Source organism: Streptomyces sp. NPDC045968, assembly GCF_056430475.1.
The window spans coordinates 13,316-36,155 of sequence record NZ_JBWKLF010000013.1 but is presented as its reverse complement, the minus strand read 5'-3'; the positions used below and the strand labels follow the sequence as shown (position 1 = coordinate 36,155).

Annotated in this window: 21 protein-coding genes; 17 read left to right on the top strand and 4 right to left on the bottom strand. The window is 71.5% G+C overall.

Features of this window, described 5'->3' with window-relative positions; translation table 11 throughout:
- Positions 1–129 precede the first annotated feature (129 nt).
- Positions 130–3,150, bottom strand: coding sequence for a carbohydrate binding domain-containing protein (locus AC07FA_RS30815; protein WP_479079605.1), 3,021 nt, complete (start codon positions 3,148–3,150; stop codon positions 130–132).
- A gap of 283 nt (positions 3,151–3,433) precedes the next feature.
- Here AC07FA_RS30815 and AC07FA_RS30810 point away from each other — a divergent pair, with 283 nt between their 5' ends.
- The 5 genes from AC07FA_RS30810 to AC07FA_RS30790 all read left to right on the top strand — a co-directional run bounded on the left by AC07FA_RS30810 (position 3,434) and on the right by AC07FA_RS30790 (position 8,053).
- Positions 3,434–3,850 carry an acyl-CoA thioesterase gene (locus AC07FA_RS30810; protein WP_479079672.1) on the top strand — a complete coding sequence of 139 codons (417 nt, stop codon included), beginning with the start codon at positions 3,434–3,436 and terminating at the stop codon, positions 3,848–3,850.
- Between the two features lie 150 nt (positions 3,851–4,000).
- Entirely contained in the window at positions 4,001–5,221 is a 1,221-nt protein-coding gene (locus tag AC07FA_RS30805; RefSeq protein ID WP_479079671.1) for a cytochrome P450, read from the top strand.
- 34 nt (positions 5,222–5,255) lie between these two features.
- On the top strand, positions 5,256–6,374 hold the full coding sequence (locus tag AC07FA_RS30800; protein WP_479079604.1) for a type III polyketide synthase: 1,119 nt from the start codon (positions 5,256–5,258) through the stop codon (positions 6,372–6,374).
- Between the two features lie 83 nt (positions 6,375–6,457).
- The gene (locus AC07FA_RS30795; RefSeq protein WP_479079603.1) at positions 6,458–7,645 is read left to right on the top strand and encodes a S8 family peptidase; all 1,188 of its coding nucleotides are present in this window, start codon (positions 6,458–6,460) and stop codon (positions 7,643–7,645) included.
- Positions 7,646–7,735: 90 nt separating this feature from the next.
- Positions 7,736–8,053: a cupin domain-containing protein gene (locus tag AC07FA_RS30790; RefSeq protein WP_479079602.1), complete on the top strand. Its 318-nt coding sequence runs from the start codon at positions 7,736–7,738 to the stop codon at positions 8,051–8,053.
- Positions 8,054–8,071: 18 nt separating this feature from the next.
- Here the strand turns inward: AC07FA_RS30790 and AC07FA_RS30785 are convergent, their stop codons facing one another.
- Complete coding sequence (locus tag AC07FA_RS30785) at positions 8,072–8,932, bottom strand: M12 family metallo-peptidase (RefSeq protein WP_479079601.1); 861 nt, start codon at positions 8,930–8,932, stop codon at positions 8,072–8,074.
- A gap of 427 nt (positions 8,933–9,359) precedes the next feature.
- Here AC07FA_RS30785 and AC07FA_RS30780 point away from each other — a divergent pair, with 427 nt between their 5' ends.
- The 5 genes from AC07FA_RS30780 to AC07FA_RS30760 all read left to right on the top strand — a co-directional run bounded on the left by AC07FA_RS30780 (position 9,360) and on the right by AC07FA_RS30760 (position 13,823).
- Positions 9,360–10,244, top strand: coding sequence for a substrate-binding domain-containing protein (locus AC07FA_RS30780; RefSeq protein WP_479079600.1), 885 nt, complete (start codon positions 9,360–9,362; stop codon positions 10,242–10,244).
- An 89-nt stretch (positions 10,245–10,333) separates the two neighbouring features.
- Entirely contained in the window at positions 10,334–10,969 is a 636-nt protein-coding gene (locus AC07FA_RS30775; protein WP_479079599.1) for a helix-turn-helix domain-containing protein, read from the top strand.
- On the top strand, positions 10,966–12,345 hold the full coding sequence (locus tag AC07FA_RS30770) for an MFS transporter (protein WP_479079598.1): 1,380 nt from the start codon (positions 10,966–10,968) through the stop codon (positions 12,343–12,345). Before AC07FA_RS30775 ends, AC07FA_RS30770 begins: the two co-directional genes overlap by 4 nt.
- A gap of 95 nt (positions 12,346–12,440) precedes the next feature.
- A complete protein-coding gene (locus AC07FA_RS30765; RefSeq protein ID WP_479079597.1) occupies positions 12,441–12,704 on the top strand; it encodes a type B 50S ribosomal protein L31 in 264 nt (87 codons plus the stop codon).
- A 186-nt stretch (positions 12,705–12,890) separates the two neighbouring features.
- Positions 12,891–13,823, top strand: a complete 933-nt coding sequence (locus AC07FA_RS30760; RefSeq protein ID WP_479079596.1) for a carbohydrate kinase family protein — start codon at positions 12,891–12,893, stop codon at positions 13,821–13,823.
- A gap of 100 nt (positions 13,824–13,923) precedes the next feature.
- Here the strand turns inward: AC07FA_RS30760 and AC07FA_RS30755 are convergent, their stop codons facing one another.
- Positions 13,924–14,925: a PRC and DUF2382 domain-containing protein gene (locus tag AC07FA_RS30755; protein ID WP_479079595.1), complete on the bottom strand. Its 1,002-nt coding sequence runs from the start codon at positions 14,923–14,925 to the stop codon at positions 13,924–13,926.
- Between the two features lie 319 nt (positions 14,926–15,244).
- Between AC07FA_RS30755 and AC07FA_RS30750 the strand changes: the two genes are divergently transcribed.
- Both AC07FA_RS30750 and AC07FA_RS30745 read left to right on the top strand, forming a co-directional pair.
- Positions 15,245–15,871 (top strand): adenosylcobinamide amidohydrolase, encoded by a 627-nt coding sequence (locus AC07FA_RS30750; RefSeq protein WP_479079670.1) that lies wholly within the window; start codon positions 15,245–15,247, stop codon positions 15,869–15,871.
- Positions 15,872–15,924: 53 nt separating this feature from the next.
- Positions 15,925–16,827 carry an NAD(P)-dependent oxidoreductase gene (locus AC07FA_RS30745; RefSeq protein ID WP_479079594.1) on the top strand — a complete coding sequence of 301 codons (903 nt, stop codon included), beginning with the start codon at positions 15,925–15,927 and terminating at the stop codon, positions 16,825–16,827.
- Between the two features lie 46 nt (positions 16,828–16,873).
- On the opposite strand, the gene AC07FA_RS30740 is transcribed toward AC07FA_RS30745, so the two are convergent.
- Positions 16,874–17,746: an RNA polymerase sigma factor SigF gene (locus AC07FA_RS30740; protein WP_479079593.1), complete on the bottom strand. Its 873-nt coding sequence runs from the start codon at positions 17,744–17,746 to the stop codon at positions 16,874–16,876.
- Positions 17,747–18,175: 429 nt separating this feature from the next.
- On the opposite strand from AC07FA_RS30740, the gene AC07FA_RS30735 reads away from it, so the two are divergent.
- From AC07FA_RS30735 to AC07FA_RS30715, 5 genes are all read left to right on the top strand, one after another.
- Positions 18,176–19,096 (top strand): NADP-dependent oxidoreductase, encoded by a 921-nt coding sequence (locus tag AC07FA_RS30735; RefSeq protein WP_479079592.1) that lies wholly within the window; start codon positions 18,176–18,178, stop codon positions 19,094–19,096.
- Complete coding sequence (locus AC07FA_RS30730) at positions 19,093–19,869, top strand: GNAT family N-acetyltransferase (protein ID WP_479079591.1); 777 nt, start codon at positions 19,093–19,095, stop codon at positions 19,867–19,869. The genes AC07FA_RS30735 and AC07FA_RS30730 overlap by 4 nt, the downstream gene beginning before the upstream one ends.
- 198 nt (positions 19,870–20,067) lie before the next feature.
- Positions 20,068–21,261: a PP2C family protein-serine/threonine phosphatase gene (locus AC07FA_RS30725; RefSeq protein ID WP_479079590.1), complete on the top strand. Its 1,194-nt coding sequence runs from the start codon at positions 20,068–20,070 to the stop codon at positions 21,259–21,261.
- Positions 21,262–21,378: 117 nt separating this feature from the next.
- Entirely contained in the window at positions 21,379–22,050 is a 672-nt protein-coding gene (locus tag AC07FA_RS30720; protein WP_479079589.1) for a TetR/AcrR family transcriptional regulator, read from the top strand.
- On the top strand, positions 22,047–22,832 hold the full coding sequence (locus AC07FA_RS30715) for an SDR family NAD(P)-dependent oxidoreductase (protein WP_479079588.1): 786 nt from the start codon (positions 22,047–22,049) through the stop codon (positions 22,830–22,832). Before AC07FA_RS30720 ends, AC07FA_RS30715 begins: the two co-directional genes overlap by 4 nt.
- The last annotated feature ends 8 nt before the right edge of the window (positions 22,833–22,840 follow it).

Sequence of the window (22,840 nt, the reverse complement as noted above, 5' to 3'; positions counted from 1 at the left end):
CGTACGGGGGGCACCTCCTGCAGCAGCACCGAGGTGCTCTCCCAGCACTCCCGCCCCCCACCGACGGAGGGAGCCCGGCGGCCTGGGGCGTGCCCGTACGGGCACGCCCCGGCGCGTCTGCTCCGTCCGCTACTTCAGATAGGGACCGGCGGTTCCGATCCGGCCCGGCGCGGCGTTCTTCCCGCCGAGGTCGAGGACGTACACCCGGAGATTCCCCTTGCCGGGGGCGGGCACCGCGAGCGTGCCACCCGTCACCACCCGCGTGTCCCCGGTGACGGCGTCCTTGTAGGTGCCGTTCGGGACGCCCGTGTAGGTGGCCGCCCCGCTGACCGTCACCAGCGCGAAGCTGTCGGTGCCGCTGGCCGCGTCGGTGTAGCGGCGCTTGTACGCCATCGAGCCGGTGATGCCCTCCGTGGAGTACTGGCCCATCTGGAGGGCGGGCACCGCGCGACGGATCTCGTTGAGCCGCCGCACGTGTCTGGCCAGCGGCTTGTCGAGCGTGGTGGCGACCGCCCCGGTCGCCGAGGTGACCTTGCCGAAGTCCGACACTTCCACAGTGCCCGCGAGATGGGCGCCGAAGTAGGCGCGGCCCGTGGTCGCCAGCGGACAGCCCGGGCCACAGTCGATCTTCTTGCCGGCCTGGAACTCGATCTCGGAGCCGTAGTAGAGCGTCGGGATGCCGCGGAACGTCCACATCAGGGACATGTTCTCCGCCCAGGCGTCCGTACCGCCCGCGTAGCGTTCGCTGCTCTTGTTGGGACCGTAGTCGTGACTGTCGACGTAGACGACGTTGTACGTGGCGTCGTTGTAACTGTCGTCGGAGTCCTTGCCGTTGTTGTAGGCGTTGTTCGCGTCACCGAAGTTCATGTGCATGCGCATGTCGATGACGTTCATCCCGGAGAACTCGCTGTGATCCGGTACGTGGTACGTGTTGCCGTTCAGGAAGGCGTTGTTCGAGACCGGCTGGGAACCCGTGCCCCGCTGCTGCTCGTAGTCGTACATCTCCAGCGCGGCCTTCTCGTCGTCCGCGCTGTACTCCTTGCGCTCCTTCCAGGTGTAGAACTGGGCGGAGTGGTTGACCGAGCCGCGGTTCCACTTGTCGTTGACGAAGGCGGCCACCTCACCGAACACGAAGAAGTTCTTCGCGGCCCCGGCACCGAAGCGTGAGGCGACGCGCTCCTGGATCGCGGGCAGGAAACGCCGGTTCCAGGTGGTGCGCGGGATGTGTACGGCCGTATCGACCCGGAAGCCGTCGACCCCCATGTCGATGTACTTGTTGTACGCGCCGATCAGGTAGTTCTGGACGGGAGCGCTCTCGGTGTTGAAGTCGGCCAGGTCGTCGTGGAGCCAGCAGCTGCGTGAGTCCTCGCCCTCCCAGTTCCCGATCCAGCAGGTGTGGTAGTACGCCTTCGGGAACATGCCCGATGTCGGGTTCGGCCACTGGCAGTTGTAGATGCGGTAGCCCTCGGGCGAGGTGTACTGGGTGGGCTTGCCCCAGTTCACACAGGTGTTGCCGGACGGCTCCGCGGTGGACCACAGGTCGCCGTTGTAATACGACTTCCCGGACTTGGACTCGACGGTCAGGCCGTCGTACTCGAAGCCCTCGTTCCTCTCGTCGTAGTACCAGCTCCACTGGGTGTCCCGCACTCCGTAGGCCTTCGGGGTGAACAGGCCCTTGGCGCCCCAGCGCGAGGAGTGGTTGTAGACGACGTCCTGGTAGATCTTCATGCCCTTGGCGTGGGCGGCGTTGATGAGGTCCTGGTACGAGGCACCGGCCGACTCCAGCCGGGAGTCGACCTCGTAGAAGTCGTACCCGTGGTAGCCGTGGTAGTCGTAGTCGGACCGGTTGAGCACCACCGGGGTGATCCAGACCGCCGACATCCCGAGGCCCTTGATGTAGTCGAGCTTGTCGACGAGGCCCTTGAAGTCGCCGCGGAACATCGGGTCGTCGTTGGCCGCGTTGCCCGACTTCGTGTGCTGGCTGCCGCCCCGGTTGTTGGCGCCGTCACCGTCGTTGAAGCGCGCGGTGAGCACGAAGTAGACGGGGTCCTTGCGGGGGTCGGTGCCCAGCGGTGTGCCGGAGGCGGGCGTCGTGGGTTTCTCGCCCGTGGTCGCGATGGCAGGGGCGGAGGCCGCCGACAGGTTCCCCGCCGCGTCGACGGCCCTGACGGTGTAGGTGTAGGCGGTCCGCTCCTCCAGGCCGGTGTCCGAGTGGACGGTGGAGCCGACGTCGGTGACCACGGAGCCCTTGGTGCCGCCGGTCCGCGTCACCTGGTACCTGGTCACCGCGTGGTCGTCGGTGGACGGTTCCCACGACAGCACGACCGACACCCCGTCGGCGTCGGCCCGCACCTTCGACGGGGCGGACGGGGCCTCGGTGTCCGGCACCTCGGCTGCGCACGGGTCCTTGGCTCCGGCCGTGACCAGCCGGTCCTTCACCGTGGTCAGGCCCGCGGAGAGGGCGTAGTTGCCGCCGTTGTTGTTGTCCCACACACCGTTGCCGTTGTTGAAGGCGGCCTGCATCCCGGTGGCCGCCCCGAGGTCCACCGAGCGCTTCACCCAGCCGGCGCAGGCCGCCTCCATGCCCACGCCGGGGACGGCGGTCCACGCGCCGCCCGCCGGCTGGTAGTGCAGGTTGGTGGTGGTCCAGCCGACCGTGGCCGTCGAGTAGTAGACGGAGGCGGTGTTCCCCTCGCCCGGACCGGGCGTGGGGCCGGAGTCCGTGTCCGCACACGGGTCGCTGTGGGCGATCACGCCGTCCTTCACCGTGATGTTCCCGGTGCCCAGCGCGTAGTTCCTCCCGCCGTTGTTGTCCCAGACCCCCGAGCCGTTGTTGAAGGTCGCGGCCAGCCCCGCCGCGCTGCCCAGCGGGACGGTCTGCTTCACCCAGTCCGTGCACGCCGCCTCCATCCGTACGCCGGGCACGGTGGTCCAGGACCCGCCGTCCGGTGCGTAATGAAGGTGGTACGCCGTCCAGTTCCTGGTCCCGGTGTAGTAGAAGATGGTCGCCGTGGACTCCGCGGCGGCGACGGGCACGGGGGGAGCGGGGTCCACGGTCCGGGGAAGCGCGGTAAGGAGCCCCAGCAGCCCGGCGGCTGCCGTGGCTGCCGCGAGGGGGCGTCTCAGCAGCCGGTGAGGGATGCGTTTCATCGATGTCTCCAGGGGGAGTGCCGCGGGCGGGTCGACCGCGGCTGCCGACAGCGCGGCTGCTCCGTGAGCAGCCGCGGGTGTCCCGCCGGAGAACCTGACGCGCCTCGGGTCCGGGCGAGCAATGCCTCCCGACAGCAAAGGCTGTCAGAATGTTGCTGCAATGTTTTGCGGTCTGGAAGTTACCCGCGCGTGACGGCTCCGTAAAGGGTTCTGGCGCCGCGACAGTGCCGAGTGGGGGAGCCCGTGCAGGAATGCCGGAATGTCCGTCCGTGTTGCGGCGTTCATGACCTTCTTTGTTGACGTGACAGTGCGTGGCTACGAACTCGACACCCAGGGACACCTGAACCAGGCCGTCTACCTCCAGTACGCCGAGCACGCGCGGTGGGAGCTGCTGCGTGCCGCCGGCGTGCCGCAGGAGAAGCTGCTGGCGAGCGGTGTGGGCCCGGTGGCGCTGGAGGTGACGGTGAAGTACGCCAGTGAGCTGCGCGGCGGCGACAAGGTGCGGGTGACCTGCGCTTTCGTCTATGGGGCGGGGAAGACCTTCCGGATCGCGCAGCAGATCATCAAGGAGGACGGCACGGTCGCCGCCGAGATCACCGGCGTGGGAGGCATGCTCGACCTCACCGCCCGCAGGCTGATCGCCGACCCGGCGGGCCACCTCGCGTCCCTGGCCGAGAACCCGGAGCTGCTCGGCACCTGACGTACGAGCGCCTGGCCGGTGTCCACCACCCGGCCGCTTCTGGCCGGACTGCCGCGGTGGATGATCACCCTCTGATCGAATGATTACGGAGGGTGAGTGCATGTTTCTCTGGGTGACGGGGGACACACGGGAGGTCGTCCCTGACCGGTCATTGGGAGAACCTCGGTGGAGAACACGGAAGCTGTGCGCAGCTGCCCCTTCGATTACGCGCAGCAGCTCGATTTCGACCCTCAACTCAGGGAGTTGCTCAGCGAAGAGCCCGTGTCGCGCATCCGGATGGCGTACGGCGAGGGCGAGGCGTGGCTCGTCACCCGGTACGAGGATGTCCGCACCGTCACCACCGACCGGCGCTTCAGCCGCGGCGCCGTAGTCGGCCGGGACTTCCCGCGCATGACCCCGGAGCCCATCGTGCAGGCCGAATCCATCAACCTGATGGACCCGCCGGCCAGCAGCCGGCTGCGCAGTCTGGTGGCGAAGAGCTTCACCCCCCGCCGGGTGGACCACATGCGCGCCCGGACCCAGGGCATCGTCGACGAGCTCCTGGACGAGATGGAGAAGGGTGGCACCCCGTCCGACTTCGTGGCGTGCGTCTCCGCGCCGCTTCCGCTGATCACCATCTGCGAGGCGCTCGGCATCCCCGGGGCGGACCGCCCCTGGCTGCGTGGCCACGCCCTCACCATGATGGACATGGGCGCCGCGGGCCGTGAGAACGCCGTCCGCGCCAAGGCCGAACTGCGCGCCTACTTCACGGAACTGACGGGCGAGCGGCGCCGCTCGCCCGGCGAGGACCTGATCAGCACGCTGGCCACGGCCCGGGACGGCGCGGAACTCCTCGACGACCAGGAACTGGCCGTCATGGCGATGGTGCTGCTCATCACGGGTCAGGACACGACGACGTACCAGCTCGGCAATATCGCCTACACACTGCTCACCCGGCCGACGCTCCTGGAGCCCCTGCGGGCCGCCCCCGACCGGCTGCCCCGCACGATCGAGGAACTGCTGCGGTACATCCCCTTCCGCAAGGGCGTCGGCATCCCGCGTATCGCCACCGAGGACGTCGAGCTCGGCGGCGTCACCATCAGGGCAGGCGACGTCGTCCACGTCTCCTACCTCACCGCCAACCGGGACGGGCGGAAGTTCGAACGTCCGGACGAGCTGGACCCGGACAGGCCCTCCATCCCCCATATGACCTTCGGCTGGGGCGCGCACCACTGTCTCGGTGCGCCGCTGGCCACGATGGAGCTGGAGGTGGCTCTCTCCTCGCTGCTCGCACGCTTCCCGGCCCTGCGCCTCGATGTCGCGCCGGAGGAGATCCGGTGGAACACCACGTCCATCTGGCGTCACCCCCTCGCACTGCCCGTCACCTGGTGACGAGAGCCTCCGCTTACGAATACGAGGAGAGTCCATGGCGACCCTGTGCCGACCGGCCATCGCTGTGCCCGACAACGTCATCACGATGCAGCAGACCCTGGACCTGGCCCGGGAGACCCATGTGGGCCACCCCCAGCGCGAGCTGGTGCTGAGGCTCATTCAGAACACAGGTGTCCGGACCCGGCACATCGTCCAGCCGATCGAGGACACGCTGCGCCACCCCGGGTTCGAGGCGCGCAACCGGCTGTACGAGTCCGAGGCGAAGAACCGGGTACCGGACGTCGTACGCCGGGCCCTGGCCCACGCCGAGGTCGAGCCGGCCGAGATCGACATGCTCGTCTATGTGTCCTGCACGGGCTTCATGATGCCCTCGCTCACGGCATGGCTGATCAACACGATGGGCTTCCGCCCCGAGACGCGGCAGCTCCCGATCGCGCAGCTCGGCTGCGCCGGGGGCGGCGCGGCGATCAACCGGGCCCACGACTTCTGCACGGCCTACCCGGACGCCAACGTCCTCATCGTGTCCTGCGAGTTCTGTTCGCTCTGCTACCAGCCGACCGACATCGGAGTCGGCTCACTGCTCTCCAACGGCCTCTTCGGAGACGCCATTTCCTCGGCCGTCGTACGAGGGCAGGGCGGCGCCGGGATGCGCCTGGAGCGCAACAGCTCCCACCTGGTGCCGGGCACGGAGGACTGGATCTCCTACGCGGTGCGCGAGACCGGCTTCCACTTCCTGCTCGACAAGCGTGTGCCCGGCACCATGGAAATGCTGGCCCCCGTGCTCAAGCGCCTGGTCGACGCGCACGGCTGGACCGTACCTGCCATGGACTTCTTCATCGTGCACGCGGGCGGGCCACGCATCCTCGACGACCTCTGCCACTACCTGGAACTCCCCCCGAAGATGTTCCGCTTCAGTCGGGCGACGCTCACCGAGCGCGGAAATATCGCCAGCTCCGTGGTCTTCGACGCCCTGGCCCGGCTGTTCGACGAAGGGGGTGTGCCGGAGTTCGGGCAGGGGCTCATCGCGGGCTTCGGCCCCGGCATCACCGCCGAGACGGCGCTGGGGCGGTGGGTGGGCGCGGGTGTGGCGGACGCGGCCACCACCGGCCTCGCGGACCTGTCACTGATTCCCAGCCCGGTGCTCACCGGCTGATCCGTTCTGCCCCGTCCCGTCCCGCACGGTGCCCGGGCGGTCGCCGCACCACCCTCCCCCCACTTCGACTCCGAGGAGAACTCATGCGCCTGCGCGCCCCCTGGGCGCCAGCGGCTCTGCTGCTGGTCATTCCCCTGATCGGTTCCACCCCGGCCACGGCCGACACCGGACGCGACGCCGCTCCGGTTCGACAGTCCGACCGTGCCGTAGCCGGCGAGTACATCGTCCGGCTCGCTCCCGGCCTGGCGCCGGCCTCCGTCCAGCAACAGTTCGGTCTCCGCTCGATGTTCACCTACCAGAGCGTCATGAACGGCTTCGCGGCCGTCCTGAGCCCCGCGCAGCTGGCCGCGGTGCGCGCCGTGCCGGGCGTCGAGTCCGTCGAGGAGAACGGCGAAGTCACCGCCGGCCCGCCGGCTGCCCGGACACCGTCCGGCGTCTCCCGGGCGGTGCCCGGCAGTTGGGGTCAGGACCGGATCGACCAGCAGGAGCTGCCGCTCGACGGTGCCTACAGCGCGACCGGAACGGGCAAGGGGGTGACGGCCTACGTCGTCGACACCGGGATCGACTCGGCACACCCTGAGTTCGGCGGGCGGGCCACTCTCGGGTTCGACGCCGTAGGCGACGGGCGTCAGGGCCAGGACTGCAACGGGCACGGCACGCATGTGGCCGGCACGGTCGGCGGTGCGACGGTGGGCGTGGCCCGCTCCGCCTCGCTCGTCACGGTGCGGGTGCTCGACTGCCAGGGCAGGGGCACGTGGGCCGCGATCCTCGCCGGGTTCGACTGGATCGCCCAGAACGCCCAGCAGCCCGCCGTGGTCAACGCCTCGCTCGGCGGCCCCTCGTCCGCCGCGGTCGACGACGCGGTCGGTGAGCTGTGGGACCGGGGCATCCTGCCCGTCGTCGCGGCCGGCAACGAAAGCCAGGACGCCTGCGACGTGTCCCCGGCCGGTGCGGACGGCGTGGTCACCGTCGCGGCCTCGGACTCCGCTGACCGGCAGACGGACTTCAGCAACTGGGGCGAGTGCGTCGAGCTGTACGCCCCGGGCGCGGGCATCGTCTCCGCCGCACTCGGCGGCGGCTTCCAGCCGCTCGACGGCACCTCGATGGCAAGCCCGCACGTGGCCGGCGTAGCCGCACTCCTCAAGGAGAAGAACCCCGACGCGACACCGCAGGAGGTCGCCGACCAGCTCGCCGAGCAGTCCACGGAAGGCGTCCTCTCCCAACTGAGCCCGGGCTCGCCCGACCGGCTCCTGTACACCGCAGGGCTCTGACCTGCCCCCGGCCGGGACGCACCGGCCGGGTCGCACCGGGCCGGGCCGCGCAGCCGAACGCGCGGCCCGGCCGCATGGCACAGTGGAAATATGGACGATCTGAACGCCCTCGCAGCCGAGCACCTGGCCCTGGCCCGTACCTCCCCGCACGGCCGAAGCGCCCACCTCCTGCTGCACGAGGACATCCTGCGGCAGACGGTCATCGCCCTCACCGGCGGATCGGCCCTCGACGAACACAACGCCCCGCCCGCCGCATCCCTCCAGGTGCTCCGTGGTGCCGTGCGCCTCACCGCCGCCTCCGGCGACGTGGAACTCGCCGCCGGAGCGCTGCACCCGATCCCCCAGGAGCGGCACGGGCTGCTCGCACTGGAGGACGCGGTGGTGCTGCTGACCGCGGTGAACGACTGATTCCGCGCGGCGGAGCCCCTACCGGCCGAACGGGCCGGGGGAGGCGCGGTACCGGGCTACCACGGGCAGCGTCTCGCGGAGCGCGCGTGCGCTGTCGTTGGACGCGTCGCCCAGGGGCTGACCGTGCCACTTCCTGCGCGGGTTGGAGAACTGGCCGACCCTGGTGCAGTCGCCGCACGAGGACGCGTACGCCATGATCGTGTAGTACTTGCGGTCCGGGGTGATCCAGCCCGTGTTGTACGGGCGGTCCTCGCTCGCCCTCATCCCGCCAACCGGATCGGTGGCCATCGTCGTACGGTCGTGGGCGAGGCCCAGGTTGTGCCCGATCTCGTGACTGACCGAGTCCAGTCCGATTCCCTGGACATCGGCGACCGAATAGGCCATCTCACTGGAGGCCTCGCTGAGCGTCGTGGTGTAGTCCGCGATGCCACCGCCCTTCTCCGCCCGGTCCACCATGAGGGCGACGAGATCGGCCGCGAACCGGTCACGCAGCTGGTGCGCGGGCCCGCCCAGCGTCGGATCGTCCTTGTCCTTGAGTCGTCGGTGCGCCGGGGCGAAGTCCTCCGAGCCCTCGTAGCCCATGGCCGTGTAGGCGTGCGCGATCCGGATCGACCCGCACACCCCGCTCCGCTTCAGCGAGCGGTTCATCCGGGTGGCGATCTGCTGCGCGGACACGGCCACCCGATGGCGCCCGCCGACCTCGGCCGCGGCCTTCGGTGTAAAGGCCACCAGCACGTCGATGACGGGGCAGCCGATGTGCGCGGGGGCCGGTGCGGGGGCCGTGGAGACACGGCTCGCCGCGGGGCTGTACGGGGACGCGGCGCAGAGTGCGGCTCCGACGGTCGCGGTCAGTGCGACCCGGAGGGTGGTCGAGAGCATGTCGGGGTTCCTTCTGGGCGCGAGGGAGGACGGTGGGGTCGATGCGTGGTGATCACCCTGGGTGATCCATATCTAACAGGTGGTGCGGGGATGCGCTTGTGCACGGGTGCGGAACGAGTGAAATTCCCCCGACCGCCGACCGGGTCGTCGGGTATCCGTCACTCTGGCCATTCGCGTGTCAACCTGCCGTCGTTTCAGTCCAGTTGGCACCGAGGCCGGTCAGCGCGATGCGGCGCGTCAACTGGACGTCATGTCACGGGAGTTCACACGTGACGCTCCCGTCGACGGCGTCTTCGCCCGTGCGGTGGCGGCTCGTTGAGACCATCCCGCCCGGGCCGTTCCCCGAGGGGTGTGGCGGCAAGCGGCTGGGCAGGTACAGATGCGAGCCCGGCGAGGGCCGGGGGGCCGGTGCAGAGGGGCGTACGACGTGAGGGAACAGAGTGCATGGCGGTTTTCCGACGACCGGGGGCAGGTGTCGACGGCCGTGCGCCGTCCGGCCCGGATACTCGCCTACATCCAGGCCGCAGCCACCCTGTGGGACTACGGCATACGGCCCGACGGGATCTTCGGCTCCGGTCACGACGGCCCTTCGCCCGACCGGGCGAAGGCCGGCGCCCTGCCGCTGGACTCGGTCGGCTACGCGGGTGCGGGCGGCACCCTGGACATCGAGACGCTGCTGCGTGGAGCACCGGACCTGGTCGTCGCCGTCTCCTACGGCGGCGGACAGGTCTACGGGCTCGCTCCCGAGACCGCCAAGCACCTGGAGGAGCGGGTGCCGGTCGTCGTGATCGACGTGGGCCGGGCCCGCGCTTTCGCCGAGATCGGTGAACGGTTCGCCGAACTGGCCCGCTCGCTCGGCGGTGGACCCGCCCCGGCCGCCGACAGGGAGTCGGCCGCCGCGGCGGAACGGCTGCGCGCGGTCGCGGCCGTCCGGGACCGGCCCCGGGTGCTCGCACTCTCACCGGCCGGCCGCGACGAGGTCCACCTCGCCCGCCCCGGGACGTGGCCCGAACTACGGGTGCTGGCCGAGCTCGGCGTGAACCTGCTGGAGCCCGCCGAGGGGCCGGGTGTCAGCTGGTCCACCGTCGACCGGGCCCGGGCGGCGCAGTTGCGGCCCCATGTCGTCCTCGCGGACGTCAGGGCTCACGCCACCCCGCTCGACGCCTTTACGGCGGAAGGCGGCGCGCCGGCCATGTGGGAGTCCGCCCGCGCCGTGCCGTGGAACCCGGAGCCCCTGTGCAGCCCTCGGGCCCATGCCCGCTTCCTGACCCTGGTGGCGGACGCCCTGGAGGTGGCGGAGCGCGAGCGCTGAGCCGACGGGAAGGCCGCCTCGCAGATTCTCCCCAATAAGTTTTGCAAAAACACTTTGGGAAAGAGGTGCTCGCGCTCTACGCTGCCGCCATGGACAGTGACGCGCAGCACCGCGAACTCGATCCCGAGCGGGACGCGGCAGCCCTGAAGGCCCTGACGCACCCCCTGCGCATCCGGCTGCTCGGCCTGCTGCGGCAGCACGGCCCGGCCACCGCGAGCGAACTGGCGGCCCGGACGGGGGAGACGTCGGCCTCCACCAGCTACCACCTGCGGGTCCTCGCCAAGTACGCCTTCGTCGTCGAGGCGGAACACCGCGACGGCCGGGAGCGCCGCTGGAAGTCCGTGCACGTCGTCACCTCATGGAGCAACGAGGCGATGCACGCCACACCCGGCAGCCGGGCCGCCCTGGGGGTGCTGCGCCGCCGGCAGATCGAACACCTGCGGAGTTCGCTCGCCCAGCACGAGGCGGACATGGAGACCGGGCGCCTCGGCCCGGAGTGGCAGGATCCGTCGAACCTGAGCGACCTGCTGCCCCGGCTGACGCCCGAGTCCCTGCGTGAGCTGTGGGACGCCCTCGACACCAAACTCGCCGAGCTGACGACACGCGACGCGTCGGACCCGAGGGCCGAACACGTCGTCCTGCTCACCGCAGGTCTGCCCCTGGCCGGCGGCGGCCCTGCCCCCGCCGGCGGGGCACCGGACGCGGACCCGGAGGGCGCCGCGTGACCGCGAAGAACTCCGGCCCCGCCGGGAAACCCCGTCCGGCCGCCCTGCCCGACGCGCGGACCGCGCGCCGTCGCTTCGTCGCCGTGTCGTTCCTCTTCTGGCTGCCGCTGGGGCTCACCATCGCCCCGCAGGTGCTCCTCTTCACCGAGCGGGGCATGTCCCTCGCCGCCGTCGCCGGATTCTTCGCCGCGCACTCCCTCACCGCCGCCGCCCTCGAACTCCCCACCGGCGGTCTCTCCGACGTCATCGGCCGCCGCACCGTGCTGGCCGCGGCGGGGCTTCTCAACCTGGGCGCCCTCACCCTCCTCGGCCTCGGCACCGCGGCCTGGGTGCTCACCCTCGGCATGGGCCTGATGGGCGCCGCTCGCGCCCTGTCCAGCGGACCGGCCGAGGCCTGGTACGTCGACACGGTCCAGGCGCACTCCGGACCCGATGCCGACCTCCGTACGGGCCTGGCGCGCGGCGGTGCCGCCTCCTCCGCCGCGCTGGCGGCCGGGACGCTCCTCGGCGGCGCCCTGCCCTGGCTGGTGGGGCTCGTCCCCGGCCTCGCCGCCGGGCTGCGTGCGCACACCTCCGACGTCGTCCTCCCGCTCTCCGTCCCGGCGCTCCTGGGCGCGGTCATCGAGATCGTCTTCGTGCTCTACGTCCTGATGGCCCTGCCGGAACCGCCGAGAGCGCCGGCCACCCTGCGCGGTGTGCTGCGCGGCGTGCCGGCCACGATCGCGGAAGGGCTGCGGCTCGGCGCCCGCGACGCCCTGATCCGCAGAGTCCTGCTGAGCGCGGGCGCGGCGGGCACCGCACTGGCCACCATCGAACTGCTCACCCCCGGCCGCGCAGCCGCGCTGACCGGCGTCGCCGAGTCCGGTGCGGTCCTCTTCGCCGGACTCGCCTCGGCCGGATTCGTCTGCTCCGCGCTGGGCAGCCATCTCGCGCCGCTCGTCGCCCGGCTCGCCGGGAGCGGAGAGCGTGCCGTCCTGGCGGGTCTCGGTGCGGGCGCTACCGGACTCCTGCTGCTCGGCGCCACCGTGAGCTCGTCCGGCGCGCTCTTCGTCGCCCTGGCCTGCGGCGGATACGGACTGGTCTATCTGGGGCTCGGAGTGGCGGGGCCCAGCGAGAACGAGCTGCTGCACCGGCGGGTCGGCGCCTCGGGCCGGGCCACGGCCCTCTCCGTGCAGTCGCTGTCCCTGCAACTGGTGGGCGCGGCGGCCGGGCTGGTGGTCGGCGCCCTGTCCGCCGGACCGCTGCCGTGGCTGCTCGGGGCCGCCGCGCTGCTGGCCGGGGCCCTGCTGTGGGCCCGCCGGACCGCACCCGCCGCTGACGCGGTGGAGAGCCGTCCGGCCACGGACACCGTTTCTCCGGGCCCGTTGGCGCGCTGAGCCGCCCACCCCCCGTACGGACGCGTGCGATCGCGCGGTCGGCTCCCGTTCGCGAGGCTGGCCGGAGCCGATACCGTACGTCCCCAGGAGCAGGCATGCAGCAGGACAAGCACCCCTCGTACCGCCCCGTGGTCTTCCGTGACCGTTCCGCCGGTTACGCCTTCCTGACCAGGTCCACCGCGTCGAGCGAGCAGACGATCGACTGGGACGACGGCAGTACCTACCCCGTGATCGACGTGGAGATCTCGGCCGAGAGCCACCCGTTCTTCACGGGCAAGGCCCGGGTGGTCGACACCGAGGGGCAGGTCGCCAAATTCGAGCGGCGGTACGGGGAGGACGGGGACGAGGCCGCCTCCTGAGCGGCCCGCCACCGAGTACGGCGACCTGGAACCGACCACGCTGGTGCGGTTCGGCGGCCACGGCCGGCCGGTCATCGGCACGACGGACACCGGCTTCCCGCGCGGCGGGGGCGGGCAAGGTGTCCTGGTAGGCGGCACCGCCTACCAGGACACCTACGTCACCGCACTCCAGGGAGAACCACCCCCATGCTCGACAGACTCGACGTGCTGGTCATCGGCGAATGCGTCGCCGACATCGTCAGGCTCCCCGGTGCGGCCGACCAGGTCCATCCCGGGGGCAGCCCGGCCAACGTCGCCTACGGACTCGCCCGGCTCGGCCGGAACGCCACCCTGCTCACCCAGCTGGGGCCCGACGACCACGGCCGGCTGATCAGGGACCACCTGGCAGCCGCCGGGGTACGGGTGCGTACCGACGGCGCCACCGCGCCCACACCGTCCGCCGCCGTGACCCTGGACGGCAGCGGACGGGCGACGTACACCTTCGAGATCACCTGGACCCTGGCACCGGACGGCTCCGGCCTCCCGTACCAGCACGTCCACACCGGGTCGATCGCCGCCGTGATGGAGCCGGGCGCGGCCACCGTGCTGGCCGCCGTCGAGTCGTCGCGGCCGACGGCGAGCGTCAGCTACGACCCGAACGTGCGCCCGGAACTGATGGGCGATCACGACATGGCCGTACGCCACGTCGAACGGTGTGTCGCGCTCAGCGATGTCGTCAAGGCCAGTGACGAGGACCTGGAGTGGCTGTACCCGGGGGAGGACCAGGAGAAGATCGCCGAACGCTGGCAGGCCACCGGGCCCGCCCTCGTCCTCGTCACCCGCGGGGCCGAAGGCGCGCTGGCCGTCCTCCCCGGCGGGCGGGCCGTTGTCGACGCGCCGCCCGTCCGGGTCGTCGACACGGTCGGAGCGGGCGACGCCTTCATGTCGGGCACGCTGCACGCACTCGCCGCGCTCGGGCTGCTCGGCGCCGACGGCCGCGAGCGGCTGCGTGCCATGGACGCGGACACGGTCACCGAGGTACTGCGCCATGCGGCGGCCTCGGCCGCCGTGACCGTGGCACGGGCCGGTGCGAATCCGCCGGACGCGGCGGAACTGCGGGCGGCGCTCGGCCGGGTCTGACCGTCCGGAGGGCGGCCGGGACGCGACGAAGGGGCGGGCCCGTACGGCACGGGTCCGCCCCCTGTCCTGCGGTGTACGTCGGTCCGTCGCGTACAGGGGGTCAGCGGCGGCGTCCCCGGCCGAACTCGCCGCCCGTGTCCTTGCCGCTGCCCATGTCCTTTCCGTCCGCGTAGTCGATCTTCTCCTTGCGGACCTCGGCGGAGACTTCCTTCTGCTCGGTGACCTTGTTGGTTTCGAGGCGGACGCGCTCGACCGGGACGGCCTCCTTGCGGACGGTGGCCCGTTCCGCGTGAAGGGTGACTTCGACGTCCTGTTCGCCGATGTTGGACTGCCCGGTGGACTTCTCGTCCGGCAGGAGAGGCTCGCGGACGACCCGGACCTCTTCGTGCGAGACGGGCACGGTGCGGGTGACCTCCTCGGTCACCACGTACTTGTGCAGACGGGCCTTTCCGCTCTCGTACTCCTCCGTTCCGACGTGCAGCTGCTCCTCGGAGCGGATCATCTCGTCCTTGTGGCCGAGGTCGGCCGCGGACCGTTCGGACCCGGCGCCCACGAGCGGACGCCCCGTCGTCGCGGCCGTGTCGCGGTGCCTGGCGGCGCCGGTACCGGTTCCCGCCATGCCCGTCGTGCCGGCGGTCGTCGCCTTGCCGGTGCCCGAACGGGTGGTCCCCGCCGCGCCTGCGGCGCCAGCGGCGCCCATCGTGCCGGTGCCTGCCGCGGTCGGTGCGCCCGGACCCGTGCCGGTACCCATGCCCGAGCCGGCGGCCTTGCTGGTCGACCTCTTCGTGAGGCCGTAGTGCCGGTAGAGCTCCTCTTCCTCCGATACGGACAGATGGGCGTCCGCGTCCACCCGCGGGGCGTCCTTGACCTTGTCCTTCGGATGAGAGATGTGCAGGTCGGAGGCGACACGGCGGGCTCCGGCGAGCGGTACGAAGCTCTCCTTCATACCGAACATGCCGGTCTTGACCGTGATCCAGTCGGGCTTGCCCGTGACGTCGTCGACGTACACCCGCCCCACGCTTCCGACCTTCTCGCCCTCGCTGTCGTAGACGTTCAGACCGTCAAGCTCTGCGGAATCCGTGAAACCGTCTGCGGCTCCCATGGCCGATTCCTCCTCGCCCGGGCGCGTCCTGTGGGTGGGTCCAGCAGGGAAGGCGCGTCCGACTTCCATCGCGCCTCACCCGGATGGACGCTGCAACTTCCCGGCCGGTGGGGGCGGGGCGCCAGGGGCCCGGCACGTGGGCCTCAGCCCTGCGCCCGGCCGTTGCGGGGGCCCTTTCCAGGTTAGGCCAATCGAGTGACGGGGTCCCCGGGGGCGCCCCTATGATCGACAGGCCGTCGACGACCTCGTCCTGCCGTACCACCGGGGGTGCACCATCCATTCCGTACGCGGCCTCCTGCCGGAACAGCGCGGCGAGCTGCTGGCCCGCCAAGAGGACGGCCACCGCCTCCACCACCTGGTCTGGCGGCTCGGCCCCGGGTGGCGGGTGTGCAGCAGCGCCGTGCTCGGCGGCGGCATCGGACCCCGGGAGTGGATCCTCAACGCCCAGGTGCCGGGCGGCTACCCCCGCATGGACCCGGACCGTCATCTCGCCGAGATCGCCGCCGCCGAGGCACTCACCGGCCCCGGCGCAGGCCTGATGACGGCCGCCGACGTCACCGCCCGCACCATGGCGGCCGACGAGGACGTGACCGCGACCGTCACCGCGGGGCTCGGTGTACGGGGATGGGCCGCCGTCCCCGCCGAGGGCGTCGCGGGCCCGCCGCGGCCCGGCACGGTCAACATCGTCGTGACCCTGCCCGTCGCCCTCTCCGACGCGGCCCTGGTCAACGCAGTCGCGACCGCCACCGAGGCCAAGGTCCAGGCACTCCTGGACGCCGGCCTCGACTGCTCCGGAACCCCCACCGACGCCGTATGCGTCGCGGCGCCGCAGCCCGCCGCCGGCCGCCCCGGAGAACCCTTCGCGGGGCCGCGCTCGCTCTGGGGGGCGCGACTCGCCAGGGCCGTGCACAGCGCCGTACTGGAGAGCGCGCTGCGGCAGTCTTGAGTCCCACCGCCGCTCCCTCTTCCCCCGGACGCGGCCGACGGAAGGAACCCCGTATGACAGCCGCTCCCGCACCCTCGCCCGGCGCCGTCCCCGGCCGGCCCACCGTCGCGGTCCTCGGCACCGGGATCATGGGCTCGGGCATGGCGCGCAGCCTTCTCCGGGCGGGCCTCCAGGTCCGGGCCTGGAACCGGACCCAGGACAGGGCCAGGCCACTCGCCGCCGCCGGAGCCACCCTCACGGACACGGCCGAGGAAGCCGTGCGCGGCGCCGATGTCATCCTCACCGCGCTGAACGACGGCCGGTCCGTCGCCGAGACACTCACCGCGGCCACCCCCGGTCTGCGCCCCGGCCAGATCTGGCTGCAGAGCTCCACGGTCGGCGCCGACGTCACCACGGACCTGGCGCACCGGGCCGCCGGACTGGGGCTCGTCTATCTCGACACCCCGGTATCCGGCACCAAGGAGCCCGCCGAGCGGGGCACCCTCACGGTGTTCGTCTCGGGGCCCTCCTCCGCCCGCGCGACCGCACTGCCCGTCCTGGACGCGATCGGGCAGCGGACACTCTGGGTCGGCGAGGACCCCGGAGCGGCATCACGGCTGAAACTGGTCGCCAACACCTGGGTCATCAACCTGGTCAACAGCGTGGCCGAATGCCTCAACCTCGCGGACGGGCTCGGGGTCTCCCCGCAGATGTTCCTCGACGCCATGAAGGGCGGCCCGCTGGACACCCCCTACTTGCACGGCAAGGCCGGCGCGGTGCTCTCCGGAGACCTCACGCCGAGCTTCGCCCTGTCCACGGCGCTGAAGGACTCCCGCCTCATCCTCGAAGCGGCCGAGAGCGCCGGGGTGACACTGGACCTGGTCGCGGCCTCCACCGCGCGGTTCGCCCGCGCGGAGGCGGCCGGGCACGGCGCCGAGGACATGATCGCCACCTACTACGCGGGACGCGCCGAGTAAGTAGCCGGACAGTGGACGGACTTCGCTGAGGACGTCCCGGACGCGCTCAGTCCTCGGTGAGCATCCCGCTGCGCAGCGTGCGCAGAATGCGGCTGAGCAGCCGGGAGACGTGCATCTGCGAGATGCCGAGCTCTTCGCCTATCTGTGCCTGTGTCATCTCCTGGCCGAACCGCATGTCGATGATGCGGCGCTCGCGCTCGTCGAGTTCGCAGAGCAGCGGCGCGAGGGCATGGAGGTTCTCGACGCTCTCCATCGCCGGGTCCGGCTCCCCGAGCACATCGGCGAAGGTCCGCCCGCCCGAGCTGAGCTTCCACGACTCCGACGCGTCGGTCGGCATGTCCAGGGACCCGGCGGTATAGCCGTTTGCGGCGACGATGCCTTCGGCGACCTCGCTCTCCTCGATTCCCAGGTGCTCGGCGAGCTCGTGGATCGTGGGTTCGCGGTCGAGGTCGCCCGCCAGGGCCTCCTTCGACTTGGCGAGATCGACGCGCAACTCCTGGAGCCGCCGCGGCACATGAACGGCCCAACTCGTGTCACGGAAGAAGCGCTTGATCTCGCCGACGATGTACGGAACGGCGAAGGAGGTGAACTCCACCTCGCGGGACAGGTCGAAGCGGTCGATGGCCTTGATCAGACCCATCGTCCCGACCTGGATGATGTCCTCCATGTCGCCGCTGCCGCGGTTACGGAACCGGCCCGCGGCGAAACGGACCAGGGACAGATTCATCTCGATGAGGGTGTTGCGCGCGTACTGGTGCTCGGGGGTGCCCTCTTCGAGCACCTGGAGCCGGTCGAAGAAGAGCTTGGACAGCTGGCGTGCGTCCTTCGGGGCGACCTTCCCGGCATCCTCGATCCACGGCAGCTCGTCCGTGGGCCCCGTCACCCGTGCCTCGGTGGTCCGCGCCGTGTTCGCCGTCATCTTGTCACGCTCCCCTGGTTGTTGGCCCTGAGGTCTGTTCGCCTGCCCCGGGCCACGGCGGTCATGCGTAACGGAGGGAGCCGATCCGGGGGACAGGCGTTCTTTGGCCAGTAATCGCCGAACCCGGCGGTGAAGTCCGCGGAGGGAGCCGTGCACGGCCCGGGAGATCACAGAACCGCCCCACCGGTACGGGGGAGCCCGGTGGGGCGATCGGCTCCAGAGTGCCACATACGGAAGGGAGTTGGAGCCCGACCGGCCGGTAATCCCCGCTCTTTGAGTTGATTTCGATGTCCGCCCGCGGCCGGACGCGCGAGGCCCGTACGGGAATACGTGCACGGCGAACGGACTTACCGCTGATGTTGCCCTGGGGCTGCCGGACCGCCGGCCGCCCACCGGGCAGCCGACGCGAAGAACCGGAGCGAGGGAAACATGCCCAAGGCGTACGTATTCACCCGGCACGGCGGACCCGAGGCTGAAGCCTTCGCGGACCTGCCCGTACCGGAACCAGGGCCCGGCGAACTGCTCGTCGCGGTGAGGGCGGCCGGGGTCAACCCCGTCGACTGGAAGCTGCGCAACGGGTACACGCGGCCGGGCAGCGCGCCCGCGGCCCTGCCCGCCGTCCTCGGCAGCGAAGCGTCCGGGACCGTGGTGGCGACCGGGCCGGGCGTGGAAGGTTTCGAACCCGGGCAGGCGGTCTTCGGCTGCCCGCTGACCGGCGGATACGCCGAGTACACCCTGATGCCCGTCGCCGTCACCGCCCACAAGCCGGACGCGTTGTCGTTCACGGACGCGGCGGCCCTTTCGGTGGCCGCGGCCACCGCGTACGACGGGGTGCACCAGCTGGACCCGGCCCCCGGTTCGACGCTGCTGATCACCGGCGCCGGCGGCGGAGTGGGGGTCGCGGCGGTGCAGCTCGCACGCCACCTCGGCGTCCGGGTCATCGGCACCGCGAGCGCCGCGAAAAAGGACCTCATCGACTCGCTCGGCGCTGTCCACGTGCCGTACGGCCCCGGTGTCGCGGACCGTATCCGGGCCGTTGCCCCCGACGGTGTCGACGCGGTCTTCGACCTGGTAGGCGGCGACGATCTGACGATCGCGGCCGGTCTGGTCCGGGACCGCGCGAAGCTGATCAGCGCGGGCGGCAAACAACTGGTGGTGGAGCTCGGAGGAGCGGCAGTCCGGCGGGCCAGGAACGCGGCCGTGCTCGACGAGGTGGCGCGTCTCACCGTCGACGGAGTCCTGCGCGCCCATGTGACGCAAACCTTCCCGCTGGCCGAAGCGGCCCAGGCCCTGCGTACCGTGGAGAGCGGACACGCGCGCGGCAAGATCGTGATCGAGGTGACTCCATGAGTTCCGCCGATGCCCTCGCGGCGGGTTCCCGCCCCGGGGAAGCGGACGGGCACCCACTGGACAACCCGGTCCTCTCGTCGCTGACCGGGCCCCACGCCCACTTCGCGCAGGGCCGTGGCCGCATCCTGCGCTACCCGCCGGACGTCACCCCGTGGCTGGCCCTGCCCGACGACCCGGACGACCGGGACTGGGCCGATGTCGCCGCGCTCGCCGGGCCCGGTGCCTCCGTCACGCTGACCGCGTTCCGCGAGCCGCCGCCGGACGACTGGCGGATCGTCTTCCACGCGGAGGGCGTCCAGCTCGTCGACGAGAGCGTGGCGGCGGCCCCCGATCCGGAGGCCGTGCTGCTGGGACCCGCCGACGTACCGGAGATGCTCGAACTGGTCGAACGCACCCGCCCCGGCCCGTTCACCAAGCGCACCGTGGAACTCGGCACCTACCTCGGAATCCGTCGTTCGGGGGCGTTGGTGGCGATGGCGGGGGAGCGGCTGAAGCCGCCGGGCTGGACCGAGATCAGCGGTGTCTGCACCGACGAGTCCGTACGGGGGCAGGGGCTCGCGGGCCGCCTCGTGCTGGCGGTCGCCCACGTGATCAGGGAACGCGGCGAGACCCCGTTCCTGCACGCGGCGGCATCCAACACCAACGCCGTCCGGCTCTACGAGTCGCTCGGCTTCGGACTCCGCCGCCGCACGGAGTTCCTCTCGGCGCTCGTCCCGCACACCCCGTCCACCGCCGGGCGCGAGCACGGGACCCGCACGGCCGCCCGGCACTGAACCGCGGGAGAGTGCCGGCACGCACAGGACCTTCGGCCCGGAACGACCGGGCCGAAGGTCCTGTGCGTGCGCCGTCCCGGGACCTTTGCCCCGGCCCGAGGGCCGTAAGCCCCATGCCGAGGGCCCCCGATCCAGGGTCCACTGGACAGGAAGAGCAGGACGAGGCGGCCGACGACGGGAGGGTGTGGTGTGGTGACCATGGGATTCAGGCGTCGTGGGACACCCCGGCTGCCGGCCCTCAACGCGGGGGAAGCGGCGGCAGGCGCGTCCCGCATCGGCACCCCGGCCCTGACCGGCGTCGTCGCCGCGTTCGCGGTCCTCGTCGTGGGCCTCGACTATCTGACCGGTGCGGACCTCCAGGTCGTTCCGCTCCTGGTGGTCGTGCCCGCGCTCGCCTCGGTCTTCTGCTCGGTCCGCCAGACGGTGTCGGTCGCGGTCTGGATCACCGCTGTCGTCGTTGTCTCCCGGCTCGTCATGGGCGGCCCCTTCTGGGATCTCGTACTCAGCATCGGCTTCACGGTGCTGGCCTGTGGACTCGGGGTGGCGTCCTGCGTCGCGCGCATCCGGCACGCCGTCGAGATCGCCAGGCTGCGGACCGCCGCCGGCGCGCTCCAGCGGCAGATCCTGCGCCCCCTGCCCGTGCTGACGGACCAGGTCTTCGCCCACGGGCTCTACGAGCCGATCGAAGAGGACCGACTCGTCGGCGGAGACATCTACGAGGTCGTCGAGTCCCCGCACGGAACCCGCGTGATCATCGGCGATGTCCAGGGCAAGGGCCTCGCCGCCATGGGCGTGGGAATCGCCGTGCTCGGCGCCTTCCGCGAAGCGGTCGTCCGCGAACCCACCCTCACCGGGGTCGCCGAGGCGCTGGAGGACGCGGTCGTCCGGCACAACGCCTCCGCCGCGCAGACCGGTGAGACCGAGCGGTTCGTGACCGCCCTGGTGCTCGGCTTCGACGCCGCCGACCGGGCGGAGGCCGTCAACTGCGGCCATATCGCGCCCCGGCTGCTGCACGACGGCGAGGCCCGCACCGTCCGGCTGCGGCGGACCTCCGTACCGCTCGGCATGGCGGACCTCAGTCCCGAGGTGCGGACCGCCGAGGGGTTCGACTTCCCGTCCGGGGCCACCCTCCTGGTGTGCACGGACGGCGTCACCGAGGCACGCGACGCATCGGGTGCCTTCTATCCGCTGGACGAACGGCTGGCCCGGTGGGTGCGCTGGGGTCCCCGCGAGGTACTGGAAGCGCTCCGGACCGACCTCGAAGCGTTCACCTGCGGGGTCCGCCGCGACGACGTGGCGGTGCTCGCCCTCCGCGGGGCGCCCACGCACCACGTGCAGCGGCCCGGACTGCCCGGCAGGGGCCGGCAGGCCACGGAACTCAGCGAGACCTAGCCCGGCACGGTTCCTTTCATACCCGCGACGTATCCACGGAATGCCCGCGAAGCACCCACGGAATGTCCCGACGAGACGTATGTCGCGTCGGGACATTTTTAGGTGTACGGTGCATGTATGAACCCGGAACGGAAGGCCCCGGAGAGGCGAGGCCGCAAGGCCCGCCGCACCCGCGACGCACTGGCCGAGGCCGCGTTCGAGCTCGTACTCGACCGGGGTCTGAAGAACGTCACGGTCGAGGAGATCGCGGAACGCGCGGACGTCGACCGGCGCACCTTCAGCCGGCACTTCGCGAGCAAGGAAGCCGCCGTGCTCGACTCGCTCAGGGGCGACGGGGACCGGATCAACGACGCCCTGCGCGCCCGCCCCGCCGAGGAGCCCCCCCTCGCCGCCTACCGGGGCGCGGTCCTCGACTGGCTCGGCGACACCACGGCGGAGCCCTGGCACCGCCGCCCCCGGATCTTCGACCTGCTGGTCGTGGCCGAGGAGGAGCCGACCCTGTACGCCGCCTTCCACCACATCCGGGTGGACGCCCAGGAGGAATCGGTCGCCATCGTCGCGGACCGGATGGGCGTCGACCCCCGGCAGGACATCCGCCCCGCCGTCACGGTCGCCGCAGGAGCGGGGGCGCTCCTCGCGGCCCAGTCCGCCTGGGTACGGGGCGGCTGCCCGGCCGCCCTGCCCGAGCTGGTCGACCAGGCCTTCGACGCCCTCGCCGGTGAACTGCTCACGAGGCAGCCGGCCGGGCAGGAGCCGCACAGCACCACGGAAGGAAACGAAACACCATGAGCACCAGCACCCCCAGCATTCCCACCGCTCCCGAAGCGGAATTCGCCGGCCGGACGGCCCTCATCACCGGTGGCGCCTCCGGTATCGGCCTCGCGCTGGCCAGGCGGCTCGCGTCGAGCGGCGCGGCCGTCGTCATCGCCGACTACGACGAGGACAGCGCCCGCCGGGCCGCCGAGGAACTGAGGAGCACCGGAGCCGAGGCCGCCGCCGTGGCCATGGACGTCACCGACCCCGCCTCGGTCGAAGCCGGGGTGGGCTTCGCCGTCGAGACGTTCGGCGCCCTGCACCTCGCCGTGAACAACGCGGGCATCGGTGGCCCGTCCGCCCCCACCGGTGAGTACGCGGTCGAGGACTGGAACCGGGTCATCGCGACGAATCTCAACGGTGTCTTCTACTCGCTGCGCCACGAACTCCCCGCCATCGTCGCCGCGGGCGGTGGCGCCATCGTGAACATGTCTTCGATCCTCGGCACGAACGGATTCGCGGGATCACCGGCCTATGTGGCCGCCAAGCACGGAGTCGTCGGCCTCACCAAGTCGGCGGCCCTCGAATACGCCGCCGAGAACGTCCGGATCAACGCGGTGGGTCCCGGCTTCATCGACACCCCGCTGCTCCGCGACACCGAAGCCCCGGCCCGCGACCACCTCATCTCGCTGCATCCGGCCGGACGGCTCGGCACGGCCGAAGAGGTCGCCGAACTCGCCGCCTTCCTCCTGTCCGACCGCGCGTCCTTCATCCACGGCAGCTACCACCTCGTGGACGGCGGCTACTCCGCCGCATGACCGCCCCG

Excerpts from the sequence above, each read along its gene's own strand:
- AC07FA_RS30815 (WP_479079605.1), bottom strand. The coding sequence starts at position 3,150 with ATGAAACGCATCCCTCACCGGCTGCTGAGACGCCCCCTCGCGGCAGCC.
- AC07FA_RS30810 (WP_479079672.1), top strand. The coding sequence starts at position 3,434 with ATGACCTTCTTTGTTGACGTGACAGTGCGTGGCTACGAACTCGACACC.
- AC07FA_RS30800 (WP_479079604.1), top strand. The coding sequence starts at position 5,256 with ATGGCGACCCTGTGCCGACCGGCCATCGCTGTGCCCGACAACGTCATC.
- AC07FA_RS30795 (WP_479079603.1), top strand. The coding sequence starts at position 6,458 with ATGCGCCTGCGCGCCCCCTGGGCGCCAGCGGCTCTGCTGCTGGTCATT.
- AC07FA_RS30790 (WP_479079602.1), top strand. The coding sequence starts at position 7,736 with ATGGACGATCTGAACGCCCTCGCAGCCGAGCACCTGGCCCTGGCCCGT.
- AC07FA_RS30785 (WP_479079601.1), bottom strand. The coding sequence starts at position 8,932 with ATGCTCTCGACCACCCTCCGGGTCGCACTGACCGCGACCGTCGGAGCC.
- AC07FA_RS30775 (WP_479079599.1), top strand. The coding sequence starts at position 10,334 with ATGGACAGTGACGCGCAGCACCGCGAACTCGATCCCGAGCGGGACGCG.
- AC07FA_RS30765 (WP_479079597.1), top strand. The coding sequence starts at position 12,441 with ATGCAGCAGGACAAGCACCCCTCGTACCGCCCCGTGGTCTTCCGTGAC.
- AC07FA_RS30760 (WP_479079596.1), top strand. The coding sequence starts at position 12,891 with ATGCTCGACAGACTCGACGTGCTGGTCATCGGCGAATGCGTCGCCGAC.
- AC07FA_RS30755 (WP_479079595.1), bottom strand. The coding sequence starts at position 14,925 with ATGGGAGCCGCAGACGGTTTCACGGATTCCGCAGAGCTTGACGGTCTG.
- AC07FA_RS30745 (WP_479079594.1), top strand. The coding sequence starts at position 15,925 with ATGACAGCCGCTCCCGCACCCTCGCCCGGCGCCGTCCCCGGCCGGCCC.
- AC07FA_RS30740 (WP_479079593.1), bottom strand. The coding sequence starts at position 17,746 with ATGACGGCGAACACGGCGCGGACCACCGAGGCACGGGTGACGGGGCCC.
- AC07FA_RS30735 (WP_479079592.1), top strand. The coding sequence starts at position 18,176 with ATGCCCAAGGCGTACGTATTCACCCGGCACGGCGGACCCGAGGCTGAA.
- AC07FA_RS30730 (WP_479079591.1), top strand. The coding sequence starts at position 19,093 with ATGAGTTCCGCCGATGCCCTCGCGGCGGGTTCCCGCCCCGGGGAAGCG.
- AC07FA_RS30725 (WP_479079590.1), top strand. The coding sequence starts at position 20,068 with ATGGGATTCAGGCGTCGTGGGACACCCCGGCTGCCGGCCCTCAACGCG.
- AC07FA_RS30720 (WP_479079589.1), top strand. The coding sequence starts at position 21,379 with ATGAACCCGGAACGGAAGGCCCCGGAGAGGCGAGGCCGCAAGGCCCGC.
- AC07FA_RS30715 (WP_479079588.1), top strand. The coding sequence starts at position 22,047 with ATGAGCACCAGCACCCCCAGCATTCCCACCGCTCCCGAAGCGGAATTC.